This window comes from Pseudomonas sp. RL (assembly GCF_000647775.1).
GTDB classification, from domain to species: Bacteria; Pseudomonadota; Gammaproteobacteria; order Pseudomonadales; family Pseudomonadaceae; genus Serpens; species Serpens flexibilis.
This window is the reverse complement of sequence record NZ_JBOY01000211.1, coordinates 1-857: the sequence shown is the minus strand read 5'-3', so window position 1 is coordinate 857 and position 857 is coordinate 1. Positions and strand designations below refer to the sequence as shown.

2 protein-coding genes are annotated in these 857 nt (G+C 62.3%); both read right to left on the bottom strand.

Features of this window, described 5'->3' with window-relative positions:
- Positions 1–465: IS66 family transposase zinc-finger binding domain-containing protein (locus AS93_RS19845; protein ID WP_037010151.1), on the bottom strand; the 465-nt coding region annotated here is incomplete at its 3' end.
- Between the two features lie 19 nt (positions 466–484).
- A complete protein-coding gene (gene tnpB / locus AS93_RS0118270) occupies positions 485–841 on the bottom strand; it encodes an IS66 family insertion sequence element accessory protein TnpB (RefSeq protein WP_081798360.1) in 357 nt (118 codons plus the stop codon).
- Between the last annotated feature and the right edge of the window lie 16 nt (positions 842–857).

Here is an 857-nt window from a genome sequence, read left to right as displayed (position 1 = left end):
GCAGGCGTAGGTCTTGCGGATGTGGCGGATCACCCGCACCTGCATCGGGATGATTTCCAGTTGTTCGCTGGTCTCCTCGCCGATGACCTGCTTGCAGGCGCCGCAGGCGCAGGTCAGCTCGTGTTCGGGCAGCTCGTGGATGACCTCCACGCGCGGCAGGTTGGCCGGCAGCGGCTTGCGCTTGCCACGACGTTTGACGGGGGCGACGACTTCTTCGGCTTCGGCTTCGGCTTCGGCTTCGCTTGGCTCGGCAGCCGGCGCTTCAGTCAGCTCTTCGGCCTCGTTGAACATCGCCAGTTGCGGCGAGTCGGCATCCTCAGGGCTGCGCTCGGACTTGGGCGCGAACAGTTTGTGGCGCAGCAGGGCCACTTGCTCCTGGAGTTGCGCCACCTTTCCATGCGCCAACAACAGCATCTGCTTGAGCAGAACCGGGTCGTCTGGAAGGGTTTCGGGCGCGAGAATCATGGCACCGGATTATACCGGCTCAGGCAACGAAACGCGGCGTCATGATGCGGTGCGGGCGGTTGCGCCACAGGTCGATGCCATCAAGCAGCCAGTTCAGTTCATCGACCGTCAGCTCGATGGCCTCGTCACCGGCATCGGGCTGGGTCTTGAAGCGCTCGGCCTCCAGACGTTTGAGCCACAGGCAGAAACCATTGCGTTCCCAGTAGAGGATTTTCACCTGGTTGCGGGCGCGGTTGAGGAATACGAACAGCACCGGGTTGAACACTTCCACCTTGATATCCAGCGCGACCAAGGCGGCGAGGCCGTTGATGGATTTACGAAAGTCGACAGGCTTGGGGTAGAGGTAGACCTTCTGGACCTTGGCGTCGGGACGCATCATGGATGGCGGGCTC